We start from the raw sequence: 23,072 nt of genomic DNA, 5'->3' as shown, positions 1-23,072 counted from the left end.
CTCCTTGCGTGGTAGGGGAGTTGACCTGATTGCCGGTCAAGAGCCGGTGAGCCGGGCCCGGTTGCCGTACCAGGCCCACCGGCGGGGGTTCACACGCCCCAGCGCAGCCCCGGTGTCTTCACCGGCGCGTCCCACAGGCGCAGCAGGTCCTCGTCCACCTCGCACAGGGTCACCGAGGCACCCGCCATGTCGAGGGAGGTGACGTAGTTGCCGACCAGCGTGCGTGCCACGGGGATGCCGCGCTCGGCCAGCACCCGTTGCACCTCCGCGTTGAAGCCGTACAGCTCCAGCAGCGGGGTGGCGCCCATGCCGTTGACGAGGAGCAGCACCGGATTGCGCGGCGCGAGGTCGTCCAGGATGGCGTGCACCGAGAAGTCGGCGATCTCGCGCGAGGTCATCATCGCGCGCCGCTCCCGGCCCGGCTCGCCGTGGATGCCGACACCGAGTTCGAGCTCCCCGGCCGGCAGATCGAACGTCGGGCTGCCCTTGGCCGGAGTGGTACAGGCGCTGAGCGCGACGCCGAAACTGCGGGAGCGCTCGTTGACCTTCCGCGCCAGTGCCTCGACCGCCTCCAGGGGCGCGCCCTCCTCGGCGGCGGCGCCCGCGATCTTCTCCACGAACAGCGTCGCGCCCGTTCCGCGCCGGCCGGCCGTGTACAGGCTGTCGGTGACGGCCACGTCGTCGTTGACCAGGACCTTGGCGATCCGGATGCCCTCGTCCTCGGCCAGCTCCGCCGCCATGTCGAAGTTGAGGACGTCGCCGGTGTAGTTCTTCACGATGAACAGCACGCCCGCGCCGCTGTCCACGGCCGCCGCGGCCCGCACCATCTGATCAGGAACCGGGGACGTGAACACCTCACCGGGGCATGCCGCCGACAGCATGCCGGGGCCCACGAATCCGCCGTGCAGCGGCTCGTGCCCGGACCCGCCGCCGGAGACGAGGCCCACCCTTCCCGCGACCGGTGCGTCCCTGCGTACGATCACGCGGTTGTCGACGTCCACCGTCAGCTCCGGATGGGCCGCCGCCATGCCCCGCAGCGCGTCCGCCACCACCGTCTCCGCCACGTTGATGAGCATCTTCATGGGAACCTCCTGGCGAGATCGACAAACGAGTTTCTGACCTGCGTTTTCCCTGGTCGAACCTGGTGTGGATAGCTCTTGCTCGCGACGGTCCCCGCTTTTGCGGGGACCGTTCGCGGGGACGGTCGTATGCGGGTCGGCGGGAGTGCTGTCCTTCGCAGTATTGACCTTGCGGCACCGAAGGTCACGCGCGCGGACGCCCGGGCGGGTGCGCGCATGGTCGAAAACGCTCTGCTGTCGTCGTCTGGGGGCGGGTCGCCATGAGGGGGTACGTGCTCGTGGCCGACGTGACAGTGGCGGGGAGGGGGGCTCCGGCATGGAGTTCGGAAAGAGGGCGCTCGAATCCCTTGGCGACCTGGTGTGCGGAAATCTCGGCTCCGACGATTCTGGCGGCTTGTCGGAGTCGAAGCACTTTCCTTACCGCTCCACGATAAACAGCACCGAGTTATTCGCCGAGAACGGTACGGACCGGGTTCACGACGGTTCCGCCCGGCACCGCTGGGTGGCGGAAATTCTTGAAGCAATACCGGCCGAGCCGCATGACGGCCCTGCTCGGCCTCGGAGGCTTTCGCCAGGCCGACCGGCCATCTGGTGAGCACCGCCGATGCCCTCGATGAGGGGCCTGATCGTCCGAACGAGCTTCACCAGCGCAATCAGGTGCTGATGAGGGAGGGCTTCGAAGCCTTCTACGCCGACGGTGGACGCTGCTGTCTCCGCCATCTCGGGACGCGTAGCGTATCCGCCCTTGCGGCGAACCCGCACCGCCCTTTCCAGGCCGCAGAGGCGCGACGCCGCGCCGATCTTGCCGCGTTCCTCGACAGGGTCGTGCAGACGAACCCAGGACCGATTCGATCTCAAGGAGGCCGGACGCCCCGGGCCGGACCGCTGCGGCCTCGCCGCCCGGTGTCGCCTCCAGCCCGTCCAGCTTTTCGGTCGTGGCGCGGAGCCGCTCCTCAAGGATGGCGTCCGGTGTCGTCAGTCCGAGGCCAGCGGATCGCGATGGTCCGCCTCGTCCAGCTTCCAGTAGCCCTTCGCGTAGGCGCGGCGCCGGTCCAGGCCGATGCCTTCCGTGAAGTGGCGGCGGATGTCCTTGACGGCGCCGGACTCCCCGGCTGCCCACGCCGCGACGTGCTCGCGCGGATGGGGGGCTTTGAGGACGGCGTCCCGGAGGGCTTCCCCCTTCGGCCGGCCAGTGGTTCGGTGGACCCAGATGATGTCCAGGTCGGCCTGCGCGCTCACTTCGGTCTCGGCCTGAGGCCCTTCCACTTCCAGGTAAACGGCGCCACGCATACCGGGTGGCAGGCTCTCGGCGATGGTGAGGACCGCGGGCTGGGCGCTTTCGTCTCCTGCCAGCAGGTAGAACGTGGCGTCTGCGTCAGGGCGGAAGGCTCCCCTGGGGTCGCCGAAGGAGACCTCTTGGCCCGGCGCGGCGGCTTCCGCCCATCGTGCCGCCGGGCCCTTGCCGTGCAGGACGACATCAATGTCGATACGCGGCTCCGCGGAGGAGTAGTGGCGCACGGTGTAGGCGCGGCCGACGGTCTGTCCGTCGAGGGGATCGGTCACGAACAGCTTCACCCACTGTGTGGGTTCGTCGCAGCGGAAGGCCGACATGCCGGGCCCTTCGAGGCTGACGCGTGCCATGCGCGGGGCGATGCGGGAGACCGACTTCACCGTGGCGGCGTAGCGGGTCCGGCGTGCGCGGAACATATGGGGGACAGCCTTTCAGCGGGACGGGCCGGGGAAGGGGCGGAGTCCGGCGCACGGAGAGTCGTGCCGGGGAGCCAGGGCGGCGACGGTCAGGCGTTTGACGAATCCGGGATCCATCGGTTGTCCCGTCATGAAGGCCCGGTAGAAGGCGGGGCCCACCGTCAGGTCGAGGAGCTGGTCGGCGTCGTGCCTGTTCAGGACGGGGGTGGGGACCGGGCCGGAGGTGAGGGCGTCACCCAGTCGTGCGCGGTCGTACTGGAGTTGGCGCGTCAGTACCTGACCGCGAAGCGTGGCTGCGGTCGCCGGGTCCTGCAGCGCGTGGCCGATGAGGGCGAACAGGACGTGCCCCGTGGAGGACTGCGTGAAGACGTGGATCAGGTGGGTGGTGTGGTGTTCCAGCGCGGCCGGCGCGTCTTCGGCCCGGGGTGGCCAGGGCGCTCCGTCTCGAAGGTCTTCCTCCAGGACGTCGAGAAGGATGCTCACTTTCGATCGCCACCGTCGGTAGATGGTCTGCTTCGCGACCCCGGCGCGCTCGGCGATGGCGCTGACCGTCATGGCGTGGAATCCGAGATCGGTCAGCAGATCGCCGGCGGCGCGCAGGACAGCGACTCGTGCGGCTTCTCTGCGTCGTGGCACGGCCTTGGGGTGTCGCTCCGGGAGTTCGATGTCCGACCGCGGTGCGCTGTGCTGCTCGTCCACGGTCGGTCCTCCTCGTCGCGGCGGGTCGGCCGGCCTTGGGCAGGGGCCTGTCCGGCAGGTCGACCACAAGAAAGATTAGACGCAACGGTGCGTATAGTCAAAGAATCATGCGTCAGATCCCGTTTCTCCCCGACGGGGGACGGGGAGAAACGGGAGTCCTGGGACTGCCGACGTACGGTCGGATCAGGATTGAGCCACCCGGGTTCCGGGAGCCGCGTCGGCGGACCGCGCGACGCCGAACAGCAGCCGCGTGCGCATCCGGTACACCGGTTCATTCCGCTGATTGACTGCCTCGACGACGAAGTGGACCGTGCCCGTGCCCGGGCGCTTGGGATGCAGTGAGGCGTCTTCCACCGTGACCTGCCCGCGTAGTTCGTCACCCGGGCGTACGGGATTCAGAAAGCGGACCTCATCCATTCCGTACGACCCTCGGCATGCGGAGTCGGCGAGCAGCGCCTGCACGAACTGGCGCATGATCACGGCTCCGGTGTGCCAGCCGCTGGCCACGAGGCCGCCGAAGGGGGAGTCGCGGGCGGCCTCCGGATCCAGGTGGAAGGGCATGGGATCCCAGGAGCGCGCGTAGTCGATGATGTCCTCGCTGGTGAGCCGGGTGGCCCCCAGCTCGTAGATGCTGCCGACGGGAAAGTGCTCGAAGTGCCGCACAGTGCCTGTCCTCCGTCCTTGGAAGGCGGTGCTCAGGTGAGGGATGCCGCGTAGTCCGCGCGGGCGGGCACGGCCGGTGGGTCGGTGGCGACGGGACCGGGCCGCGGCGGGGTGAGGCGGCGCTTCTCGGCGCTGTACCACTCGGCGACCCGGAATGCCAGATCCATCGACTGCCCGCGGTTGAGGCGCGGATCGCAGGCCGTCTCGTACCGCAGATGCAATTGGTCGGAGAGGACCTCGTTGCCTCCGCCCACGCACTCGGTGACGTCCTCGCCCGTCAACTCCACGTGCACACCGCCGGGATGACTGCCGAGCGCCCTGTGCACCTCGAAGAATCCGGTGATCTCGTCGAGGATGTCCTCGAAGTGCCGGGTCTTGTGCCCACTCGGCGCGGTGAAGGTGTTTCCGTGCATGGGGTCGCATGCCCACACCACTTCCGCACCGGTCGTGCGCACGGCCTCGACCAGTCCGGGCAGTTGCTCGCGTACCCGGCCGCGTCCCATCCGCGCGACGAACGTCAGACGGCCGGGCGTGCGGTGCGGATCCAGCCGGTCGATCAGAGCCCGTACGTCATCGGCGCCGGCGTCGGGTCCCAGCTTGACGCCGAGAGGGTTGCTCACCTGGGCCGCGAACGCGACGTGGGCACCGTGCAGTTGGCGGGTCCGTTCACCGATCCAGAGCATGTGTCCGGACAGGGCGTACCTGCGTCCGGTGTCGGGGTCCGTGCGCACGAGGGCCGACTCGTAGTCGAGCAACAGTGCTTCGTGGCTGGCGAACACCTCTGTGGTGCGCAGCGTCGAAGTGTTCATGCCGCAGGCGCGGATGAAGCCGAGTGCCGCGTCGATCTCGTCCGCCAGCCGTTCGTAGCGGCGGCCCGCGGGGGAGAGGGCCACGAAGTCACGATTCCACTCGTGCACGTGGTCGAGATCCGCGTGCCCTGAGGCGGTGAGGGCCCGCAGCAGATTGAGGGTCGCGGCGGACGCGTGGTAGACGCGCTGGAGACGGGCCGGGTCGGGGTAGCGGGATCGGGCGGTGAACTCCAGCCCGTTGACGGCATCGCCCCGGTACGAGGGCAAGGTGACGCCGTCTCGGGTCTCGGTGGGTTGCGAGCGAGGTTTCGCGTACTGGCCGGCGAGGCGGCCGACCTTGACCACGGGGACAGCCGCCGCGTACGTGAGCACGGCGGCCATCTGGAGCAGGACCTCCAGCTTGTTGCGGACGGATTCCGCGCTGACGGAATCCAGTGTCTCGGCACAGTCACCGCCCTGAAGCAGAAAGGCCTTGCCGCGAGCCACCTCGCCGAGGCGGTCGAGGAGAGTGTCGCACTCCCTCGCGAACACCAGGGGCGGCGCGGATGCCAGGGCCGACAGGGTCGAGTGCAGCGCGGCAGGGTCGGGCCAGTCGGGCTGCTGTGCTGCGGGCAGGGCCCGCCACGATTCGAGATTCGAATTTTCCACGGAGAGAACCTCAACGCCTTCTGTCCAGGGCGGGCGGGCACCGGGGCCGCGGTTGGCCGTGCGGCGCAGCCTGGCACGGGCGGACAAGGCGTGTGCAGTGGGTCGTTGAGGCTAGAAGAGCGGATCTAATACCCAGGCACTAGCCTCAGCGGCCGACTGTCGGGACGGGTCCGCCTGTTGAAGGATTTCGCCCAGGCGCAGAACACGGCAGATGAAGCAGCTCGGCGCCCTGTGTCTGCCAGACGACCGGCCTCGAAAGGTGATCCCTCCATGAGCAGCACCACCAACCCGCCCGGGACCGTAACCCGTCCGCAGACCGGGGACGAGTATCTGCAGAGTCTCCGTGACGGCCGGGAAGTGAGGATCTACGGCGAGCGGGTGGAGGATGTGACCACCCACCCCGCCTTCCGGAACAACGCCCGCATGGTGGCCCGGCTGTACGACGCGCTGCACGACCCCGAGCGCAACAGCAAGCTTGTCGTTCCCACGGACACCGGCAACGGAGGGTTCACCCACCCCTACTTCAAGGCGCCCTACACCTCGGGGGACTTGAAGGCTTCCGCGCGCGCCATGGAGGAGTGGGCGCGGATGACGTACGGCTGGCTCGGCCGCACCCCGGATTTCAAGGCCGCCTTCCTGTCCACCCTGGGATCCAACAAGGAGCACTACGCGCCGTTCGAGGACAACGCGTCCACCTGGTACCGCAAGGCGCAGGAGAACGTCCTGTTCATCGGCCACGGCATCGTCAACCCGCCGATAGACCGCAACCGGGGGCTCACCGAACTCAGGGACGTGATGCTGACGGTGGACCGGGAGACGGACGCCGGCCTCGTTGTCTCCGGGGCCAAGGTGGTGGGCACGGGTGCGGCGGTGGCCCAGCACATCTTCATCGGGAGCTACGGGCGCATTCCCGACGGGGCCAAGGACTTCTCCGCGTACTTCATCGTGCCGACCAACAGCCCGGGCCTGAAGGTGATCTCCCGGCCGTCGTACGAATTCTCCGCGGCCACGGTCAGCAGCCCCTTCGACCAGCCGTTGAGCAGCCGCTTCGACGAGAACGACGGGATCCTGGTATTCGACCAGGTACTCATTCCGTGGGAGAACGTCTTCTGCTACGACGTGGACAAGGCGAACAACTTCTTCTACGGCTCGGGGTTCTTCTACCGGGCCATGTTCCACGCCTGCGTCCGCTTCGCGGTGAAGATGGACTTCATGACCGGTCTGCTCGCCAAGGGACTGGAAACAACGGGGACTTCGGAATTCCGCGGTGTGCAGAGCCGCCTCGGTGAGGTACTCGCCTATCGCAACATGTTCTGGGCCCTGGTGGACTCCATGGCTGAGAACCCGACCAAGTGGTCCGACGGAACCGTCACTCCGAACGGTGAGACGGCGCTGGCCTTCCGCGTCCTCTCCTCCTCCATCTTCCCCAAGGTCCGCGAGATCTTCCTGCGGGATCTGGGCAGTGCCCTGATCTACAACAACTCTCACGCGCGTGACTGGTCGGACCCCGAAGTCCGGCCCTACCTGGACAAGTACGTCCGCGGTCTGGGCGTCGAGGCGATCGACCGGGTCAAGCTCATGAAGCTGGCCTGGGACGCCGTCGGGACAGAGTTCGGCGCCCGGTGGGAGCTGTACGAAATGAACTACGCGGGCAACCACGAGCAGATCCGCTTCGAAGCACTCCATGCCCAGCAGGCCTCGGGCAAGTTCGACCAGTACAAGCAGCTCGTCGACCAGTGCCTGTCCGAGTACGACGAGAACGGTTGGAAGGTCCCGGACCTCATCAACCCCGAGGACACCACCGTCGTCGGTACCGGTGCGTTGAGCCCGGCGTCGGTGGCCGAGGCCACACGGTGACGATGCCCGTGGCTCCGGCCGGCTCCACCGCGCCGCCTGGAGCCACCGATGTCCTCGACAAGAGCCGTCTGAGGCACATTTTGGGGCAGTTCGTGACCGGCGTGTGCGCGGTCTCGACGCGCTTCGACGGCCCGTCCGGCCCCTGCCACGACGCCATCGCCGTGAACTCGTTCACGTCGGTGTCGCTCGACCCACCGCTCGTGTCGATGTGTCTGCGTGGCGATTCCACCTTTCTGGAACGCGTGCGGACGACAGGTCAGTGGGCCGTCTCGTTCATGGGGAACCGGTCGCGTTCGCTGGTCGGCGTCCTCACGACACCTGCCGCGGAGCGTCCTCCGGTGGAGGAGGCCGCGGAATGGGTCGTCGGCCCGCGGACCGGGTGCCTGGTCCTGCCCGACGGCCCCGGAACCCTCGAATGCGAGCTGCACCTGACCCAGAGGCTGGGTGACCACGTGCTCGTCGTCGGACGTGTTCTTGGCGCGGCGTCCCGCGACGACGACCCGTTGGTCTTCCACCGCGGCAACTTCACCGGCGTCGCGCCGCCGAAGTGACCAGCAGATCCCCAGCAGCGAACACGGAGAGGAGGCAACATGGCCGGGAGGCGTCCGTACGTGGCGGTCGTGGGTGGCGGCATCGGCGGTCTGGCCGCAGCCATCGGACTACGGCAGCGGGGCATCGAGGTGGTTGTCCACGAGCAGTCGACGGAAGTGGCACACCAAGGGGCCGGTATCGCAGTCGGCGCGAACGGCCACAGGGTGTTCCGGGAGCTGGGAGTGGCCGAGACCCTGAAGGGATCGGCGGTCGAACCCCTACGCGCCGACTTCCGGCATTGGAATACGGGGCGGTGCATGGTGTCGCACCCCCTGGCCGGAGCGTACGAGGAACGGTTCGAGGCCCCCTTCTGGACCGTGGAGCGGGCAGCCGTTCAACAGGCGCTCCTGGCCCGACTGGGCATGGGGCACGTGCGCCTGGGGGCGCGCTGCACCGAGGTCGAGAGAACGGATCACGGGGCCGTGATCCGTTTCGCTGACGGTACCGAGTCGGAAGCCGACGCGGTGATCGGGGCGGACGGTATCCATTCGGTGGTGCGTCACAGCGTCTTCGGCCCCGAGGCCGCCGTGTTCTCGGGCACCAGTGGGTACCGAGCCTTGATTCCCATGGAACGTCTGCGTCACGTTCCTCAGCTTGCCGAGCCCGTCCTGTGGCTGTGGCTCGGCCCCGGCAGACACTTCATCGCCTATCCCGTGGCGGGCGGGAGCGCCCTGAACTTCCTGGCTGTCGTTCCCGATCACGACTGGACGGTCGAGTCCTGGTCCACGGAGGGAGACACGGCCGAGCTGCTGGCGGCCTTCGCAGGGTGGCATCCGTTCGTCACCGACATTCTGGCGGCCTGCGAGCGGCCCGGACGCTGGGCCCTGTACGACCGGGAACCGCAGCGGACGTGGAGTTCGGGGCCGGTGACGCTGCTCGGTGACGCCGCCCACGCGATGCTGCCGCACCACGGCCAGGGCGCGAACCAGTCGCTGGAGGATGCGGTGGTCCTCGCCCACGTCCTCGGCGGTGCGGATGCCGACGGGGTCGCAGCAGCCCTGCGTACGTACGAGCAGCTGCGGCGGCCGCGCACTCGTCTGCTGCAGGCCGGCTCCCGTAAGAACGCCGACTGCTTCCAGCTGCCCGACGGGCCCGAAGCACAGGCGCGCAATATCCGGCTGGCCTCGCTGCCCGACGACGTCGCCTGGATCCACGGGCACGACGCCCTCGGCCAGTTGCGGTCTCCCTCGGCTCCGGCTCCGGTCTGACGGTCGACGAACGGTGAGGAAAACCATGGCACGGATTTATTCCTTCGAAGGAAACATACCTGTCGTGCACCCCACGGCCTTCGTCCATCCGGACGCCGTCCTGATCGGTTCGGTCGTCGTCGGACCAGGGTGCTACGTCGGTCCCCTCGCGAGTCTGCGAGGTGACTTCGGGCACATCGAGATGCGAGCGGGTTCCAACGTGCAGGACAGCTGTGTCCTGCACTGCTTCCCCGGGGCCGACACGGTCGTCGAGGAGGACGGCCATGTGGGGCACGGCAGCGTGTTGCACGGGAGCAGGGTGGGCCGGGACAGCCTCATCGGCATCAAGGCCGTGCTGATGGACGGCGTAGTAGTGGGGAACCAGGCGTTCGTCGGCGCGGGCAGCTTCGTCAAGAGCGGTTTCCACGTACCGGAACGGCACCTCGTGACGGGAAGTCCGGCCAGGGTGATCCGGGAGCTCACCGCGGACGAGGTCGCCTGGAAGGGCAACGGCACCGGCCAGTACCAGAAGCTGGCGCAACGCTGCCTCAGCGGGCTTCATCCGACGGAGGCCGCGACCGAGCGCGTCGCTGCTGACGACACTGCCCCCGCTGAACCCGAGCACGTCACTCTGCACGAATTCCGGGCCCGCTGAGCCGGGGCAGCGAGAGAGGCAGGCGTGAAGAGAGCGATGACCACGTCCGTGGCCGCTGAAGCCGATCGGCTTCAGCGGCACCTCGACCGGATCATCGCCGACGACGGGCGCATCGAGCCCAGGGACTGGATGCCCGAGCCCTGTCGCGCGACTCGGATCCGGCAGGTCGCCCAGCACGCCCACTCCGAAGTGTGAACTCCCGCTGAGCATCTGCAAGTCGACGAAGGGATCCCGGCGATCATGGGTAGGTTGCGCTGGCTGACCGCGGGGGAGTCGCACGGACCCGCGCTTGTCGCGACGCTGGAGGGACTTCCCGCCGGCGTGCCGATCACCACGGAGATGGTGGCGGACCATCTGGCACGGCGGCGTCTCGGATACGGGCGCGGGGCGCGGATGAGGTTCGAGCGGGACGAGGTCACCTTCCTCGGTGGCGTCCGGCACGGGCTGACCTTGGGCTCCCCGGTGGCGGTCATGGTGGGCAACACCGAGTGGCCGAAGTGGGAGCAGGTCATGGCGGCCGACCCGGTCGACCCGGCCGTGCTCAGGGACCTCGCCCGCAATGCGCCGCTGACCCGGCCCCGGCCCGGTCACGCGGACCTGGCGGGCATGCAGAAGTACGGCTTCGACGAGGCGCGGCCGATTCTGGAGCGGGCCTCCGCGAGGGAGACCGCGGCCCGGGTCGCGCTGGGTGCGATCGCGCGGTCGTACCTGAAGGAGGCCGTGGGGATCGAGATCGTCTCCCATGTGGTGGAGCTGGCTGCCGCGAAGGCGCCGTACGGGGTGTATCCCAAACCCTCCGATGTGCATGACCTGGACGCGGACCCGGCGCGCTGCCTGGACGCGGACGCCGGCAGAGCGATGGTCACCGAGATCGACAAGGCCCACGAAGACGGTGACACCCTCGGGGGTGTCGTGGAAGTCCTTGCCTACGGGGTGCCGGTCGGTCTTGGTTCACATGTGCACTGGGACCGCAGACTGGATGCCCGGCTGGCCGGTGCGCTGATGGGGATCCAGGCCATCAAGGGTGTCGAGGTCGGCGACGGATTCGAGCTGGCGCGGGTGCCGGGTTCGAAGGCGCACGACGAGATCCTGGCCACCGAGGACGGCGTGAAGCGGGCTTCGGGACGCTCGGGTGGCACGGAGGGCGGGCTGACCACGGGTGAGCTGCTGCGGGTGCGGGCGGCGATGAAGCCGATCGCCACCGTGCCGCGCGCGCTGGCCACGATCGATGTGGCCACCGGTGAGGCGGCCAAGGCGCACCACCAGCGCTCGGACGTGTGCGCGGTGCCGGCTGCCGGGATCGTCGCCGAGGCCATGGTCGCTCTGGTACTGGCGGACGCCGTCGCGGAGAAGTTCGGCGGTGACAGCGTGCCGGAGACCCGGCGAAACGTGACCTCGTACCTCGACAACCTACGGATCCGGTGAGCGGTTCCGGCGGGCCGCGGGTCGTCCTGATCGGCCCTATGGGGGTGGGCAAGTCCACGGTGGGCGGACTGCTCGCCGAGCGGCTCGGCTGCGCGTACCGGGATACCGACGATGACATCGTCACCGCGCGGGGCCGGGCGATCGCGGACATCTTCGGCGACGAGGGCGAGGCACACTTCAGGGACCTGGAGAAGGCCGCCGTCGCCGCCGCGCTGGCCGAGCACGACGGGATCCTGGCCCTGGGCGGCGGCGCGATCCTGGACGCCGGCACCCGTGAGCTGTTGACCGCGCGCCCGGTCGTCCTTCTGTCGATGGACGTCGAGGAGGCGGTCAAGCGCACCGGTCTGAACGTGGCGCGCCCACTGCTCGCTGTCAACCCGCGTGAGCAGTGGCGGGAGCTGATGAACGCGCGCCGCCATCTGTACACCGAGGTGGCCCGGGTGGTCGTGGCCACCGACGGCCGCACACCCGACGAGGTCGCCCAGATGGTCCTCGACGCACTGGAGTTGAAGCAGACGTGACGAAGCAGGTCACTCGTGTCCAGGTCGGAGGCACGGCGGTCACCGAGGCTTGAGGGCGTTCGTGTCGGGGCCATGAGAGCCGCGCCAGGGCAGTGAGGGGACACCTCCTGCCCTGCTCGTGGTGAACACCACGAGCAGGGCAGGAAGGCCGGAACTTCCGTATCTCACAGCATTCGAAGCAGGGAGAGCGGCTGCTCGATCAGATCCGCGACGAGACGGAGGAATCCGCCTGCTGCCCCGCCGTCGCACACGCGATGGTCGAAGGTGAAGGACAACTGACACATCTGGCGGACCGCGAGCTCACCGTCGACGACCCATGGACGGGGCAGGATACGCCCCACGCCGAGCATCGCTGCTTCCGGATGATTGATGATCGGGGTGGATCCGTCGACACCGAAGACCCCGTAGTTGTTCAGCGTGAAGGTCCCCCCGGACAGGTCTGCGGGGGCCAGCGTTCCCTCGCGTGCGCTGGTGGTGAGGCGGGCGATTTCGGCGGACAGCCCCGGAAGTTTCATCGCCTGTGCGTTCCTGATTACGGGTACGAACAGGCCACGCTCCGTTTGTGCGGCGAATCCGAGGTGGATCGCCGGGAGTCGAACGATCTCCTGGCTGCTGTTGTCCATCGTCGCGTTGAGTTCCGGGTACTCGGCGAGCCCGGCCACGCAGATGCGCGCGAGGAGGGCGAAGAGGGAGATCTTGGCATTGCCCGACTCCGACAACTGCTGTCTGATGTCCAGGAGCCGTGTGGCGTCCACATCGACCCATGTCGTCGCGTCCGGGATCTCCAGATGGCTCCGTGTCAGTTTGTCCGCGATGGCGCGCCGGGCTCCCCTCAAGGGGATGCGTACGGCCTGCCCCGTAGGACACACCGCCGGTTCCCCGGAGGGAGCGGGAGAGGTCCGCGGCTGCGAAGCATCCCTGTACGAAACCCCGTTGGTCCGCTCGACGTCCTTGCGGAGTATCAGTCCACCGGGGCCACTGCCGCGCACCGTGCGCAGGTCGATGCTGTGCTGTCTGGCGAGTCGCCTCACCAGCGGTGAGATCACGCGAACAGGCCCGGTCGGGGGCTCCTTCGCCTCGACAGGCGCGGCAACCGCCGCACGGGGAGACGGAAGGAGGACCCGCCGCCGACGAGCTGCGGATGCGGAAGTGCCGTAGCCGACCAGTACGTTTCCCGAGCCCTCCGAATCCGTAGTCGCAACCTCGGGCGACGGATCCTGCTTCCCGCCGATCGACACAAGCGGCCGGCCGACGTCCAGGCTTTCGCCTTCCCGCCCCCACAGACGGGTGACGACTCCGGCGTACGGGCATGGCACTTCGACCACGGCCTTCGCCGTCTCCACCTCCACCACAGGCTGGTCGACGGAGACGCGGTCCCCGACACGGACCAACCACCGGACGATTTCCGCCTCGGTGAGACCCTCGCCGAGGTCGGGGAGGACGAATTCCCTGACGTCGCCGGTCATATGTCCTCTCCCCGAGCGTTGCCCTCCCACTGCAGACGCGCAACGGCGTCCAGGATGCGGTCGACGTCGGGCAGGTGGTGGTGCTCCAGCATGGGAGGCGGATAGGGAATGTCGAATCCGGTGACCCGCAGCACGGGCGCCTCCAGGTAGTGGAAGCAGCGCTCGGAGACACGAGCGGCGACCTCGGCGCCGAATCCGGCGAATCCCTGGGCTTCGTGGACGACGACGGCTCGGCCCGTGCGCCTGACATTTGCGCACACGGCCGCGTCGTCGAAGGGCACCAGACTGCGAAGGTCCAGGACTTCGAGGTCCCAGCCCTCGGCCTGCGCCGCCTCGGCGGCGTCCAGGCACACCGGCAGAGAAGGGCCGTAGGTGATGAGGGTGGCCGACGATCCGGTTCGTCGTACGGCTGCCTCACCCAGCGCGGGCAACGCCGCCGAACGGTCCACCTCGCCCTTGGTCCAGTACAGACGCTTGGGCTCCAGGAAGATGACGGGGTCGTCCGAGGCGATGGCCGTGCGCAGCAGGCCGTACGCGTCGGCGACGGTCGCCGGCGCGACGACGTGGAGGCCCGGTGTGTGCGTGTAGTACGCCTCCGAGGCATCACTGTGATGCTCCACGCCGCCGATGCCACCGCCGTAGGGGATGCGGATGGTCACAGGCATGGGCAGGGCTCCACGGGTACGGTTGCGCATCTTCGCGACGTGGCTCACGAGTTGCTCGAAGGCGGGATAGGCGAAGGCGTCGAACTGCATCTCCACCACGGGACGCAGCCCGTACATGGCCATGCCGACGGCGGTCCCCAGGATGCCTGCCTCGGCGAGCGGTGTATCGGTGACCCTGCTGTCGCCGAATTTCGCGGCCAATCCGTCGGTGACACGGAACACGCCGCCCAGCGTGCCGATGTCCTCACCCATCAGATGGACTCGGTCATCGCCGGCCAAGGCGTCGTGGAGTGCCCGGTTGAGCGCCTTGGACATCGTCGCCTGCTCGATGGCCGAGGCGGTGCCGCTCGCTCGGTCGGTGGTCGGATCCATGGTGGCAGTCACTGGCCGGCCTCCTCGACGCCGCCGCTGTTCGTCCTTCGCAAGGCATCCAACTCCTGCATCAGCATGGAGCGTTGCTCGTCCAGCTGAGGGGTCGGCCGGGCGTATACATGGTCGAACAGGTCCAGAGCGGCGGGGGACGGATCCGCGCCGAGCCGATCGCGCAGGTCCTCCGCCATGTCTTCCGCTTCTTTCCGGATCCGCTCCGCCGACGCGTCGTCCAGGAGGCCTCGCTCCCGAAGATGCTGTTCCATGCGGGTGACCGGGTCTCGCCGACGCCAGAACTCGACTTCGGCCGGGTCACGGTAACGGGTGGCGTCATCGGCGTTCGTGTGTGCGTCGATGCGGTACGTCACCGCCTCGATGAGGGTCGGCCCGCCGCCTGCGCGGGCGTGCTCCGCGGCCTGGCGCACGTGGTGGTAAACGGCCGCCGCGTCGTTTCCGTCGACCAGGACGCCCGGCATGCCGTAGCCGATCGCCTTGTGGGCGAGGCTGGGAGCAGCGGACTGTTTGCTGAGAGGGACGGAGATCGCGTAGCCGTTGTTCTGTACGAGGAAGACGACGGGGGCCCTGTAGACGGCGGCGAAGTTCATCGCCTCGTGGAAGTCGCCCTCGCTGGTGCCTCCGTCACCGATCATCGCGAGAACGACCAGGTCATCCCCGCACAGAGCGGCGGCGTGCGCCAGCCCCACCGCGTGCGGCGTCTGCGTTGCCAGTGGGGTGCTCAAGGGGGCTATGCGATGGGCGCGCGGGTCGTAGCCGTTGTGCCAGTCGCCTCGCAGGAGCGTCAGCACATCCACAGGGTCTACACCCCGTACCAGCAGGGCCATGGTGTCCCGGTAGGTGGGGAAGATCCAGTCCTGGCGTTCCAGGGCGAGGACGGCGCCCGCCTGGCAGGCTTCCTGACCCGTGGTCGACGGGTAGACCGCCAGGCGGCCCTGCTTGGTCAGTGCGGTCGCCTGGAGGTTGTAGCGGCGGCCCCGGACCAGTTGCCGGTACAACTCGAGCAGGACAGAGGCGTCGAGGGACTCCGTGCCGGACAGGTCGGCGATGAGGCTCAGAGGTTCCAAGGAAGGCAGCATCGCCGTCACACCCGTCTCGCGGACACCTGGCGGATCAAGAACTGTCATGTGGATGAGCTCCTTCGGCCGGGTAAGAGGGATCGCCGGTTCCCGAGCGCACGTCTGCGAGCGCATGCCGGTTGCCGGGGGCCGACGTCCCCGCACCAGCATTCGTGGTGGGAGGAAGCGGCGGCAGTCGGCCGATACGGCTAGTGCCTCGGTTCTACCCTCCGGCCCTCTCGCCCTCGAGGGTTCACCGAACCTGACCTCAAGAAGCAGGGCTTCGGGGGAGGTGCCGGCGACCGTCGCGGTCGCCAGGGATCTGCGGGTGAATGCGGACACGGTCCGCAAGTGGTGGCGGTGCTTCCTCGCCGAGCGGCTGGACGGTCCGGTCGACTAGAACTCCGGGACTAGACAGCCGGCCCTACTCCCAACTGGCGACTACCGACGGCGATTTGAGGACTTCACGCTGAACGAACCCGGCCGCGACGGTGCGTGGTCGCGGCTTCACCCAGCCTGGAGGAGATTCATGAGCAGTGCAGCCACCTCCCGACTCGTCGTCGGCGACCGGTTCCGCGACTTCGCCGAGGCCGTCGGCGCCGAGACCTTCTCCGGCCTGACCCGCTCACTCGACGCGGGTGACCTGGACGCGCTCCAGGGCCCGGTACGTGTGGTCACCGGACAGGGCATCGGGGAGTTCGAGATCTCCTACCTCCGCGACGCGATCACCCGCCGCCAGTTGGACGAGCACATCGTTCTGGTGCACTCCACCGGAGAGCCCGCACGCCGACAGGAACTGCACAAGGCACGCGAGGACAACGTTCTGGTCGCCGGCCTCACGCAGATCGACGACAGTACGTACGAGGCTCAACTGCGGTTGCATGATCACAACGAGCTCTTGGTCGATGTCCAGGACCGGGTGCACGTGCAGGGCATGGTGGCGGTCGAGGCGGCTCGGCAGATGTTCCTCGCGGTGATCGAGCGCTACTTCACGGCACGCTGGCCACAGCAGCGCTACTACATCGTGCTCAACTCCATGAACACCACGTTCTCGAACTTCCTTTTCCCCGTGGGCGCCATCCTGCGGTTGACGCTGGACGAGTCCGACCTGTCGGAGCCCAGCCGGCTCACCGTTCGTACGACGGTGGAAGTGGAGCAGGCGGGGCGTGTTGCCGCCGGGGTGACCATCGACGCAGCGGCCTTCGCCCCCGGTCTGCTGGAGGACAAGGAGCTGCGGCGAGCCAAGAGCGCCGTGGCGAGTGTGGTGGACGCGGCGCTCGCGACCGGCTGACATGAAACTGCCGATACAGGGCACAGAGGCACCTCCCGGCGATGTGGAACTCTCTGACAGTGACCGGAGATTCGCCTACCTGGGACCGGCGGGAACCTTCACTGAGCAGGCCCTGCACTCGATCCGGGAGGCCAGGGGTTCTCGGCTGCTGTCGGCCGCCACGGCTTCGGAGGCCCTGGCGTATGTGTGTCGTGGAATCGCCGACGCCACCATGCTGCCGGTACACAACACGGTGGCCGGCATGGTCCCGGACACGCTGTGCGCGCTGGTCGAATCACCGTCACTGATCGTGGTGAGGGAAGTGGTGCTCGGCGTCGAGTTCGCCCTTCTGGCGCGCCCGGGGACGCCGCTGTCGGAGGTCCGGACGGTGAGCGGTCATCCTCATGCGAGGACGCAGGTGCGTCGATGGCTGAACAACCATGTGCCACAAGCTCGTTGGATTCCCGCGCCGTCCAACGCCGAGGGGGCGCGCAGTGTCAGGGACGGCGAGTGCGACGCCGCGGTGGCCGGAGAGTTCGCTGCCGCGCGCTACGGCCTGGAGCCCACCGCCACGGGGATACAGGACGCCGCCGGTGCCACCACGCGATTCCTGCTCTGCGCGCGCCGCGGCACGCTGAGGGCTCAGGATCCGGATGCGGCCAACCGGACGTCGCTGATCGGTCGCATCGCGGGTCGGCCGAGCCGGGTAGAGGAATTTCTGGGTGAGTTGAAGAGTCACCGATTTCTGCACGGGGTTTCCCTGAGCGTTGTCCGCCATGGCTCGGACAGCAGCGTTCTCTTCGTCGACTGCCCGGGCCGTATGGATCAGAGGGAGACCGCGCGCGCCGTTGGTCTCCTGCAACTGAGACTGCCGGGGCTGAGATCGATGGGGTCGTACGCCTCGGCACTTCCCGTGATTTCCCCGTCTGAACGGAGCAGGACAGTGAATTCCAAGGGCATCACAGGAGCTGATGCATCGGTAGAACCCGCGTCGGGGGATATCGCCCAGTTGAGGGAACAGATCGACGCCCTGGATCATTCGCTCATCGGCACGCTGCAACAGCGGTTGGAGGCCTCCAGGGAGATCCAGCGTCTCCGCACAGGCGGTGGCGGCTCACGTGTGGACTCCGGGCGCGAGCACACGGTACGGGGCCGGTACACCGAGACCCTCGGCAAGGGCGGAAGCGAGGTCGCGGACGCCGTACTCGAGATGTGCCGGGGGCGGGTCCCACAGTGAGTCCGCCATCGAAGACGGCACCGTCGCCGTCCGGCCTCCGTCGCGGTCGCGAGAGGGTTCTCGCGGCCGCGACGGCCTTGTTCCACGCACGGGGCTACGACGCCACGAGCATGAGTGACATAGCCGATCACGTCGGTGTGACCAAGGCTGCCGTGTATCGCCACGTGCAGAGCAAGGCGGAGTTGCTGTGCGCCGCCACAGGACCCATGCGGGGGGCCCTGTTCTCGTTGCTGGGCACCAGCGCGGCGGTGGGTGGCCGGAGTGTGGACAGGCTCGCCAGGCTGTTGCGTGGTCTGGCAGACGTGGCGGCCGCCGACCCGGCCGGACACGCCCTTCTTTGGAGAACGGGCGGCCACCCGGACGAGGACCACCGGGATTCCGTATGCCGTGAATCGGTGTTCTGCCGGTTGACGGAACTGCTGGAGCAGGCGATCGCGGAAGGCCACGTACGGGACGACATCGATCCCCGGCTCGTCGGAAGACTGCTCCTCGGAGCCATAGTGGGACCCAACTGCCTTCCGGGCGAACCGGTTTTACCCTCATATCCGGCAGTCGACGCTCTGCTCGGTGGGCTGAGGCCGGGGCGAACGCCGGGACACACCGCTGGAACGGTGTCAGGCTGCGGACGGGGTCCGCGTGAGCGCGGACCGTACGGCTTGCCGTAGCCAGACATGCACCGGTTCGGTCTCGTGCCGTGGATGCCACGCCTGGCAGATGCTGATGGGGTCCGTCTCGACCGGAAGGTCGAACACCTCGATACCCACGGACTTCTGTGCGCTGATGGCGAGGGAGCGGGGCATCGCCGTGACGAAGTCGGTCAAGGGGAGCATCAAAAGCGCCTCCCCGTAGTTGGGCACAGAGGCGATGACTTCCCTGCGCAGCCCGAATTCGTGCAAGGCGACGTCGATCGGTCCGGTCAAGCGACCCTTGCGTGAAACGCTGACATGTCGTGCTGCAGCGAACGCCTTGGCGGTCACGGCGTCGGTGAGGAGAGGATGACCGGTTCGGACCACGCCCACGAAGCTGTCCTTGAAAAGCGGCTCAATGCGCAGTTCCGGCGAGGGCTCGTCGATGATGCCGACTTCGATGTCCACGGCACCTTCCCGTAGCGGTGCGTTGCCGTGGGTGCTCTCGACGGTGAACATGAAACGGGCGAGGGGCACTTCCAGGATCGCTTGACGCAGCAGGGCCGGCGAGAGCACTGCGGCGTAAGCCTCGTCAGCGATGATGGTGAGCGTCCGGCTGACCTGGGTGAGGTCCTCCTGATAGGACGGAGTGAGGATCTCTTCGGCCTCGCGCATGAGAGCGCGGACCTTGGGCTGAAGTTCCAGTGCTCTGGGGGTGGGGACCAGCCCGCGGCCGGCCCGGACCAGGACAGGATCGCCGAGAGCATGTCGGATCCTGGACAGGGCACGACTCATGGCGGGTGGAGAGAGCGAAAGACGTGCGGCCGCACCGGTCACGCTGCCCTCCAGCAGCAAGGCGTCCAGGGCCGGCAGCAGCCGTATATCCACATGAGGTGTCGGCAGAGTGGACATCTCCTCGGTCCAGTCGTCGTGTCCTGGACTGCCGGCGTCGGATTCAGTCAATGCCTCTCCTGAGAAGTATTGGGCCTTCCGGTCTACGGGCGCAGGCATTTTATGGCCAGGAGGAAGGCAAAGAACAGAATGATCCCTATCGCACGCGAGGATTCGGCCATTCCCGCACTGAATGCTTCGCGCACATGGGCGGAGATGTGTGCCGCCATCGCTGGACAGTCCTTCACATTCATCAAGTGCTGGCCGTCGAGGAAGAAGACCGAGTACATCGAGATGAAGGACACGGCGATGCCGAGAGTCTCGGCACGCATTGCGGGGACGAAGAATGCGCTTGGCGGAATTCGGATTCACCGTCGATGACTCGCTTATTTTCGCCGACCCCAGTCGCCTCCAGATATCCCTGTGTCGCAGATCTGTCCAGAATTCGAATACCGCATTGCGCACGCATTGCGCGAAAGAACGTGTACGGCATTCTGTCGATGCTTTCGTGGGCTATGCGGCACCTACCGGAATGTGTCATATCCGGAGCGTCCCGGAACTCATCTTCACGGGAATGCGGAAAACGACGTCTACTTCCACGGGAAAGCCTGTTGTGCTCATTCTGATGGGACTGTTCGTGAGCCGCAGGTCGCGTACAGGGCCGAGTCGCGGCAGGTCGATGACATTACCGCAGGTGGAGAAGGTGAGCAGCCGCGAGAGGAGCTGCCCGAGCGACTGAAAAGGTAGGCGCCGCATGAGGAATGCAGGCGTCCGGCCAGGTGAATTTAGTACTTCTTTCGCCGTTCTCGATCGGCTCACCTGCCCGTGGGGGAAAATAAGTGGCATTTCCGGATGGATTCCGTTCCCCATCCTACGTGGCCGGTGCAGGTTATTCCAGTACCTTCTGTGTGAAATATATTTCCATCAAGGTAACCGCCGGTTCGCCGGCGCGTCCCTGGCGGATGGGCTGAACAGTCAGATTTAGGAATTGATTAAATGTGCAACCACTGCGCGTGACGTAACCCACGTTTAACCTGTCTACTTGAATTTTTCCTATACAATGATTCCGTAAAGTGTAATGGTTGACGAAGTGACACTGCGGGCAACGGGGCTCGCGTGCGTGGCCTTGGTGGACGATTGTCGTTGCGTGACAGGGGGAGCATATGTCTCTTGGGGGACCTCGCATATCCCGTACGACTTCCGATGGAGTTTCTTCTGATCTGGATCTTGAAAACGGGGGATCTGGACAGGGTGGCGAGCAGTTCGTCTCCATGCTTACACCCAGGGAGCGGCAAGTTTTAAACGGGATCAAAGAAGGATATTCCAACCGGATGGTCGGCCGGGTTCTCGGTATTTCTGAATGTACCGTAAAGGTCCACCTGCATTCGATTTTCATCAAGCTGGGCGCCACCTCGCGTACCGAGGCTGTTGTTGCGGGAATTCGGAGCGGCTGCATAAGCCTGCACTGACGGTCGCATGAGAGTGGCCCCCGACATGACTGTCGGGGGCCACTCTCATGCGACCGTCGCCCGCTTGCCGGCGGGACTGTGATTCAGCCGGCTTCGGGAGAAGCGGACTCTTTGGCCAGAGTGAGTACGAGCCGGGCCGTGGTGTCCACGAGTTCCTTGTCGATCGGCTTGCCGAACACGAGGACCCGGTAGTACAGGGGGCCGAGCAGCAGATCCACGAGATGGTCGACGGTCCGGTCGTCGACTGTGTGGTCCTGGGCACGCGCGAGGAGTACGCGCAGACCGGCGATATCGCGCTCGCGCTGTTCCAGCAGGAAACCGCCGCGTAGCGAGGCGGCGGTTTCCTTGTCCAGTTGGGCATGTCCGAGGAGAGCCTGCATCACCTGGCCGGCCGGTTCCTGGAAGAAGTCGGCCACACGCTGCAGATGGTCCTTGAGGTCGTCCTCGGGGCTGCCTTCTCCTGTACGCCACTCGAGTGCCTCGCGGGCGTCGTCGGTGAGTGTGTCGAGGAGGATGTCGACCTTCGACTTCCACCAGCGGTAGATCGTCTGCTTGGCCACACCCGCGCGCTGGGCGATGCCCTCGATGGTCAGGGCGGCGAACCCCCGCTCGACCAGGAGGTCGTCCGCGGCATGGAGTACTGCGACCCGGACGCTCTCGCTGCGTCGAGGACCGGTTCGGCTGACGACGGGGTGCTGGTCGCAGGCCGGTTGTGGCTTCCGCGTGGTGCTGATGGTTCCCTCAGCCTTTCGAGTAGTACGTTTCCATGATTCTGGCACAGCCGGTTCGCCGGGATGTGGTGTGCGGACCGGCTCAAGCGGCCTTCTTGGCGGGGCGGACCAGGCTCAGCAGCACGCCGAGGGCGAGCGCGGCCACCGCTGCGCTGAACGTCTCGCCCGCGGGGCGCAGGCTGGTCTGGCGGATCAGGACGCCGACACCGATGGCGGGCACGGCGAGCATCGAGTACAGGATGGCGAAGAACGTGGAGACGGACGCGCCCCGGTGCTGCGGAGCACTGCGCGTGGTGATGCTGCCGATGCCGTGACCCACGGCGATTCCTGTCGCAAGGCCGTTCACGGCGGCTCCGATGAGCAAGGGCGGCAGGGTGCTGGTGGCCATGGCCACCGCGATCAGGGCGGCGGCGGCGATCAGACCGATGCATGCCACAGGCAGTGCGGTGCCGGGTTTGAGTGTGCGGACCAGGAGCTGGCCGAGGGCGGTGCAGGCGAAGGCCAAGAAGACCACGAGCCCGGTCAGTGTGTGGCTGGACTCGTTCAGCACGGTCCCCAGGAACAGACCCGTCACGGCGGTCAGAACTCCGAGCACGGCGAATCCGGCGCCCCCCGCCATGGCCGAGCGCAGGAAGTCCGACCGGATCTCCCCGGGAATGTGCAGGGGCTGGAACCGGAGGGAAAAGCTGGACCGGTGATCCGAGCTCTCACCGCTCACCACGATGCCGAGCAGGCCGATGGCGGCGAGGACGAGCATGACGACCCAGGGCGCACGGAGCGGGGACGGCGCGAGATCCGCCAGGATGCCCGCCAGCAAGGTGCCGCACGCGAGGCCGCCCATGTTCGCGAACAGCGCGAGGGTGGCGGGCTTGACCCGGCTGTTCTGGCCGAGTCGTTCGGCGAGCGAGGCGGTGGCCGCGCCGGTGACGAGCGCTGCGGAGAAGCCGGAGACGACCCGCGCGACGAGCAGCGCCGCGAGGTTCTGGGCCACGATGAAGATCACCGCAGCGCATACGGACAGCAAGGTCGCGGCGATCAGGACGGGTCGGCGTCCCACCTGGTCGGACAGCCGCCCGAACGCGAGCAGGCCGGCCACGACTCCGAGGGCGTAGACGGCGAAGATCACGGTGACGGTGAACGGCGTGAAACCGAACGCGTCGCCGTAGAGCGGGTAGAGCGGTGTGGGCGCCGTGGTGCCCGCCATGGTGATCCAGAAGGCGAAGGCCACGCTGAACACGGCGAGGCTGCTACCGCGGACCTTCGCGCTTGGCCCTGTCTGGTCGACGGCGCGGACGGTCGAGTTCCCCACTGAAGTGGCCTCTCGTGAGTGTGGATGCAGATGGAGCAACGGGAGAACAAGGCGAGACTTACCGTTGCGTCTAATCAGTGAGACTAGACTAGTCGTCGCGTCTATTCAATGCCTGTCGCTGCGCG

Annotated in this window: 22 protein-coding genes and 1 pseudogene; 11 read left to right on the top strand and 12 right to left on the bottom strand. The window is 67.3% G+C overall.

Features of this window, described 5'->3' with window-relative positions; translation table 11 throughout:
* Positions 1 to 89: 89 nt before the first annotated feature.
* The 5 genes from dhaK to OG410_RS05615 form a co-directional block, all read right to left on the bottom strand.
* Entirely contained in the window at positions 90 to 1,082 is a 993-nt protein-coding gene (gene dhaK / locus OG410_RS05635) for a dihydroxyacetone kinase subunit DhaK (RefSeq protein WP_329298098.1), read from the bottom strand.
* Positions 1,083 to 2,054: 972 nt separating this feature from the next.
* On the bottom strand, positions 2,055 to 2,786 hold the full coding sequence (locus OG410_RS05630) for a siderophore-interacting protein (RefSeq protein WP_329298097.1): 732 nt from the start codon (positions 2,784 to 2,786) through the stop codon (positions 2,055 to 2,057).
* Between the two features lie 15 nt (positions 2,787 to 2,801).
* Positions 2,802 to 3,485, bottom strand: coding sequence for a TetR/AcrR family transcriptional regulator (locus tag OG410_RS05625; protein WP_329298096.1), 684 nt, complete (start codon positions 3,483 to 3,485; stop codon positions 2,802 to 2,804).
* A 183-nt stretch (positions 3,486 to 3,668) separates the two neighbouring features.
* Positions 3,669 to 4,148, bottom strand: coding sequence for a MaoC family dehydratase (locus OG410_RS05620; protein WP_329298095.1), 480 nt, complete (start codon positions 4,146 to 4,148; stop codon positions 3,669 to 3,671).
* Between the two features lie 32 nt (positions 4,149 to 4,180).
* On the bottom strand, positions 4,181 to 5,605 hold the full coding sequence (locus OG410_RS05615; protein ID WP_329298094.1) for a class II 3-deoxy-7-phosphoheptulonate synthase: 1,425 nt from the start codon (positions 5,603 to 5,605) through the stop codon (positions 4,181 to 4,183).
* A gap of 270 nt (positions 5,606 to 5,875) precedes the next feature.
* Between OG410_RS05615 and OG410_RS05610 the strand changes: the two genes are divergently transcribed.
* The 7 genes and pseudogenes from OG410_RS05610 (at position 5,876) to OG410_RS05580 (ending at position 11,841) form a co-directional block, all read left to right on the top strand.
* Positions 5,876 to 7,462 carry a 4-hydroxyphenylacetate 3-hydroxylase N-terminal domain-containing protein gene (locus tag OG410_RS05610; RefSeq protein ID WP_329298093.1) on the top strand — a complete coding sequence of 529 codons (1,587 nt, stop codon included), beginning with the start codon at positions 5,876 to 5,878 and terminating at the stop codon, positions 7,460 to 7,462.
* Positions 7,463 to 7,464: 2 nt separating this feature from the next.
* Positions 7,465 to 8,013 (top strand): flavin reductase family protein, encoded by a 549-nt coding sequence (locus tag OG410_RS05605; RefSeq protein WP_329304027.1) that lies wholly within the window; start codon positions 7,465 to 7,467, stop codon positions 8,011 to 8,013.
* 39 nt (positions 8,014 to 8,052) lie between these two features.
* Positions 8,053 to 9,261, top strand: coding sequence for an FAD-dependent monooxygenase (locus tag OG410_RS05600; RefSeq protein WP_329298092.1), 1,209 nt, complete (start codon positions 8,053 to 8,055; stop codon positions 9,259 to 9,261).
* 64 nt (positions 9,262 to 9,325) lie between these two features.
* Positions 9,326 to 9,895 carry an acyltransferase gene (locus tag OG410_RS05595; RefSeq protein ID WP_329298091.1) on the top strand — a complete coding sequence of 190 codons (570 nt, stop codon included), beginning with the start codon at positions 9,326 to 9,328 and terminating at the stop codon, positions 9,893 to 9,895.
* A 36-nt stretch (positions 9,896 to 9,931) separates the two neighbouring features.
* Positions 9,932 to 10,087: pseudogene (locus OG410_RS05590) on the top strand (1,2-phenylacetyl-CoA epoxidase subunit PaaA); the annotation flags it as partial.
* Positions 10,088 to 10,135: 48 nt separating this feature from the next.
* Positions 10,136 to 11,320, top strand: a complete 1,185-nt coding sequence (gene aroC / locus OG410_RS05585; RefSeq protein ID WP_329298090.1) for a chorismate synthase — start codon at positions 10,136 to 10,138, stop codon at positions 11,318 to 11,320.
* A gap of 38 nt (positions 11,321 to 11,358) precedes the next feature.
* On the top strand, positions 11,359 to 11,841 hold the full coding sequence (locus OG410_RS05580) for a shikimate kinase (RefSeq protein ID WP_329304026.1): 483 nt from the start codon (positions 11,359 to 11,361) through the stop codon (positions 11,839 to 11,841).
* Positions 11,842 to 12,005: 164 nt separating this feature from the next.
* Here the strand turns inward: OG410_RS05580 and OG410_RS05575 are convergent, their stop codons facing one another.
* From OG410_RS05575 to pdhA, 3 genes are read right to left on the bottom strand one after another with little or no spacing between them, the layout of a single operon-like run.
* The gene (locus tag OG410_RS05575) at positions 12,006 to 13,307 is read right to left on the bottom strand and encodes a dihydrolipoamide acetyltransferase family protein (RefSeq protein ID WP_329298089.1); all 1,302 of its coding nucleotides are present in this window, start codon (positions 13,305 to 13,307) and stop codon (positions 12,006 to 12,008) included.
* Positions 13,304 to 14,344 (bottom strand): alpha-ketoacid dehydrogenase subunit beta, encoded by a 1,041-nt coding sequence (locus OG410_RS05570; RefSeq protein ID WP_329304025.1) that lies wholly within the window; start codon positions 14,342 to 14,344, stop codon positions 13,304 to 13,306. The genes OG410_RS05575 and OG410_RS05570 overlap by 4 nt, the downstream gene beginning before the upstream one ends.
* Positions 14,345 to 14,352: 8 nt before the next feature.
* The gene (pdhA, locus tag OG410_RS05565; protein ID WP_443063716.1) at positions 14,353 to 15,483 is read right to left on the bottom strand and encodes a pyruvate dehydrogenase (acetyl-transferring) E1 component subunit alpha; all 1,131 of its coding nucleotides are present in this window, start codon (positions 15,481 to 15,483) and stop codon (positions 14,353 to 14,355) included.
* 460 nt (positions 15,484 to 15,943) lie between these two features.
* Here pdhA and OG410_RS05560 point away from each other — a divergent pair, with 460 nt between their 5' ends.
* From OG410_RS05560 to OG410_RS42540, 3 genes are read left to right on the top strand one after another with little or no spacing between them, the layout of a single operon-like run.
* Positions 15,944 to 16,705 (top strand): AfsA-related hotdog domain-containing protein, encoded by a 762-nt coding sequence (locus tag OG410_RS05560; RefSeq protein WP_329298088.1) that lies wholly within the window; start codon positions 15,944 to 15,946, stop codon positions 16,703 to 16,705.
* A gap of 1 nt (position 16,706) precedes the next feature.
* On the top strand, positions 16,707 to 17,921 hold the full coding sequence (locus OG410_RS05555) for a chorismate mutase (protein WP_329298087.1): 1,215 nt from the start codon (positions 16,707 to 16,709) through the stop codon (positions 17,919 to 17,921).
* Positions 17,897 to 18,586: a TetR/AcrR family transcriptional regulator gene (locus tag OG410_RS42540; RefSeq protein WP_443063715.1), complete on the top strand. Its 690-nt coding sequence runs from the start codon at positions 17,897 to 17,899 to the stop codon at positions 18,584 to 18,586. Before OG410_RS05555 ends, OG410_RS42540 begins: the two co-directional genes overlap by 25 nt.
* On the opposite strand, the gene OG410_RS05550 is transcribed toward OG410_RS42540, so the two are convergent.
* A complete protein-coding gene (locus OG410_RS05550; protein WP_329298086.1) occupies positions 18,536 to 19,510 on the bottom strand; it encodes a LysR family transcriptional regulator in 975 nt (324 codons plus the stop codon). The two genes, OG410_RS42540 and OG410_RS05550, sit on opposite strands and share 51 nt — an antisense overlap.
* Positions 19,511 to 19,542: 32 nt before the next feature.
* Positions 19,543 to 19,770 (bottom strand): hypothetical protein, encoded by a 228-nt coding sequence (locus tag OG410_RS05545; RefSeq protein ID WP_329298085.1) that lies wholly within the window; start codon positions 19,768 to 19,770, stop codon positions 19,543 to 19,545.
* 831 nt (positions 19,771 to 20,601) lie between these two features.
* On the opposite strand from OG410_RS05545, the gene OG410_RS42535 reads away from it, so the two are divergent.
* Positions 20,602 to 20,907, top strand: a complete 306-nt coding sequence (locus OG410_RS42535) for a response regulator transcription factor (protein ID WP_443063714.1) — start codon at positions 20,602 to 20,604, stop codon at positions 20,905 to 20,907.
* 83 nt (positions 20,908 to 20,990) lie between these two features.
* Here OG410_RS42535 and OG410_RS05540 read toward each other — a convergent pair whose 3' ends face one another.
* Positions 20,991 to 21,686, bottom strand: coding sequence for a TetR/AcrR family transcriptional regulator (locus OG410_RS05540; RefSeq protein ID WP_329298084.1), 696 nt, complete (start codon positions 21,684 to 21,686; stop codon positions 20,991 to 20,993).
* 34 nt (positions 21,687 to 21,720) lie between these two features.
* The gene (locus tag OG410_RS05535) at positions 21,721 to 22,875 is read right to left on the bottom strand and encodes an MFS transporter (protein ID WP_329298083.1); all 1,155 of its coding nucleotides are present in this window, start codon (positions 22,873 to 22,875) and stop codon (positions 21,721 to 21,723) included.
* Positions 22,876 to 23,072 lie beyond the last annotated feature (197 nt).

It is taken from the genome of Streptomyces sp. NBC_00659 (assembly GCF_036226925.1).
Classification (GTDB): Bacteria; Actinomycetota; Actinomycetes; order Streptomycetales; family Streptomycetaceae; genus Streptomyces.
Note: the sequence above shows the minus strand (reverse complement) of the source record. Positions and strands in the feature narration are given on the sequence as shown.

Coding starts and splice junctions, on each gene's coding strand:
- OG410_RS42535 (WP_443063714.1), top strand. CDS start 20,602: ATGTCTCTTGGGGGACCTCGCATATCCCGTACGACTTCCGATGGAGTT.
- OG410_RS05605 (WP_329304027.1), top strand. CDS start 7,465: ATGCCCGTGGCTCCGGCCGGCTCCACCGCGCCGCCTGGAGCCACCGAT.
- aroC (WP_329298090.1), top strand. CDS start 10,136: ATGGGTAGGTTGCGCTGGCTGACCGCGGGGGAGTCGCACGGACCCGCG.
- pdhA (WP_443063716.1), bottom strand. CDS start 15,483: ATGACAGTTCTTGATCCGCCAGGTGTCCGCGAGACGGGTGTGACGGCG.
- dhaK (WP_329298098.1), bottom strand. CDS start 1,082: ATGAAGATGCTCATCAACGTGGCGGAGACGGTGGTGGCGGACGCGCTG.
- OG410_RS05560 (WP_329298088.1), top strand. CDS start 15,944: ATGAGCAGTGCAGCCACCTCCCGACTCGTCGTCGGCGACCGGTTCCGC.
- OG410_RS05575 (WP_329298089.1), bottom strand. CDS start 13,307: ATGACCGGCGACGTCAGGGAATTCGTCCTCCCCGACCTCGGCGAGGGT.
- OG410_RS05570 (WP_329304025.1), bottom strand. CDS start 14,344: ATGGATCCGACCACCGACCGAGCGAGCGGCACCGCCTCGGCCATCGAG.
- OG410_RS05545 (WP_329298085.1), bottom strand. CDS start 19,770: ATGCGTGCCGAGACTCTCGGCATCGCCGTGTCCTTCATCTCGATGTAC.
- OG410_RS05580 (WP_329304026.1), top strand. CDS start 11,359: ATGGGGGTGGGCAAGTCCACGGTGGGCGGACTGCTCGCCGAGCGGCTC.
- OG410_RS05630 (WP_329298097.1), bottom strand. CDS start 2,786: ATGTTCCGCGCACGCCGGACCCGCTACGCCGCCACGGTGAAGTCGGTC.
- OG410_RS05600 (WP_329298092.1), top strand. CDS start 8,053: ATGGCCGGGAGGCGTCCGTACGTGGCGGTCGTGGGTGGCGGCATCGGC.
- OG410_RS05610 (WP_329298093.1), top strand. CDS start 5,876: ATGAGCAGCACCACCAACCCGCCCGGGACCGTAACCCGTCCGCAGACC.
- OG410_RS05555 (WP_329298087.1), top strand. CDS start 16,707: ATGAAACTGCCGATACAGGGCACAGAGGCACCTCCCGGCGATGTGGAA.